The organism is Stenotrophomonas sp. PS02297 (assembly GCF_029959705.1).
Classification (GTDB): domain Bacteria; phylum Pseudomonadota; class Gammaproteobacteria; order Xanthomonadales; family Xanthomonadaceae; genus Stenotrophomonas; species Stenotrophomonas nitritireducens.
This window is the reverse complement of the sequence record NZ_JASCOS010000234.1, coordinates 1-1,859: the sequence shown is the minus strand read 5'-3', so window position 1 is coordinate 1,859 and position 1,859 is coordinate 1. Positions and strand designations below refer to the sequence as shown.

Sequence of the window (1,859 nt, the reverse complement as noted above, 5' to 3'; positions counted from 1 at the left end):
GCCATGGCTTCCGCCGCCGGTGCCCGCGCAGCCGATCGCCACGGCCCTGGCCGCGCTCGCCTGCCTGTGCGCGCTGCTGGCGGCGCTCGCCGCGCGCGCGCTGGCCGATACGTCCGAAGCATTCGCGCAGCGCTCCCGCGACAACGAGCGCGAACTGCAGCGCCTGCGCCAGGAACAGCAGCGCCATGTCCAGCTCGAGCAGCAGATGCTGCAGGCCAAGCAGGACGCCGAGGCGGCGATGCTGGCCAAGGGCGAATTCCTGGCCACCATGAGCCACGAGATCCGCACCCCGCTCAACGGCATCATCCCGATGCTGGAAATGGTCGCGCAGGGGCCGCTGGCGGCGGAGCAGCGCGAGATGCTCAACACCGCCAGCGAGAGCTCGCGGGCGCTGTTCCGCATCGTTGACGACATCCTCGATTACTCCAAGCTCGAAGCACAGCGGCTGGAGCTGGAAATCACCACCTTCAACCTGCGCGAGCTGCTCGATTCGCTGCTGCAGCTGATGCAGCGCTCGGCCCAGCACAAGGGGCTGCGCATCGACCTGGTGCTGGACCCGGCCGTGCGCCTGGCGGTGCGCGGCGACCCGGTGCGCCTGCGGCAGATCCTCAGCAACCTGATGGTCAACGCGATCAAGTTCACCGAGCGCGGCGGCATCCAGGTGCATGTGCGGCGTATGGGCGAGACCAACGCTCAGCACCTGCTGCGCTTCGAGGTCCGCGACACCGGCATCGGCATCGACGCCGACCAGCAGGAGCGCCTGTTCAGCGCCTTCACCCAGGCCGATGCCTCCACCACTCGGCTTTACGGCGGTACGGGCCTGGGCCTGGCCATCTGCAAACGCATCATCGACCTGATGCACGGCCGGATCGGGCTGGACTCCGTCCCAGGCCAGGGCTCGACCTTCTGGTTCGAGATTCCGCTGCTGAAGGTGATCGGCGACCTGCGTGCGCCGGCGCACGGCATCCAGCCGCGCGTGCTGCTGGTCTCCACCGATGCGCGCCTGCGCCAGCGCCTGGAACTCGTCCTGCCAAACTGGGGATTCGAAGTGCGGAGCGTGGATACCGTGCAGGAGGCACTGGACCTGCTGCGCTCGGCCGGCACGCCGCAGCACTGGCATGCAGTCGTCGGCGATCTGCCGTCGCTGCGCCTTGGCGTGGCGGCGCTGCAGCGCGCGGGCGGCGACCACCGTCTGGTCTGGCTGCACGGCGATGAGCCACTGCCCGCCGAACTGCACGACAGCCCGCGCGTGGTGTCGCGGCAGGCATCGGATGCGGCGCTGCGCGCGGCACTCTCCGAGCCGGTCATCGCGACACCTTCCGCCGGCCAGCTCCCACCGGTCGCGGCCATGCAGGCGCCGCCTCCCCAGACGCTGCAGGACAAGGATGCCGGCCTGGCCGGTGCGCGGGTGCTGCTGGTCGAGGACAACCCCGTCAACCTGCTGGTCGCGCAGAAGCTGCTGGCCGTCATCGGTTGCGAGGTGGACACCGCCATCAACGGCCAGCTCGCGCTGGACAAGCTGCAGGCCGCCTCTTACCAGGCGGTATTGATGGACTGCCAGATGCCGGTCCTGGACGGTTACGCCGCCACCCGCCACTGGCGCGAACACGAAGCGGCCACGGACGCCGCGCGCCTGCCCATCATCGCCATGACCGCCAACGCCATGGCCGGCGACCGCCAGCGCTGCCTGGACGCGGGGATGGACGATTACCTCTCCAAGCCCATTTCGCGCGAGGGCCTGCAGGCCTGCCTGCTGCGCTGGTGCAGGCCGGCTTTCGACAACGTGGTCGAAAGCCGGCCAGCGGATCCCGTCGCGGTCGAGGAAGCGCCGGCATCGGCGGCGCAGACCACCTCTCTTC

Annotated in this window: 1 protein-coding gene; it reads left to right on the top strand. The window is 69.8% G+C overall.

Annotated elements, in window-relative coordinates:
* Positions 1-19 precede the first annotated feature (19 nt).
* On the top strand, positions 20-1,859 hold a 1,840-nt coding region (locus QMX80_RS19135), incomplete at its 3' end, for an ATP-binding protein (RefSeq protein WP_282278760.1).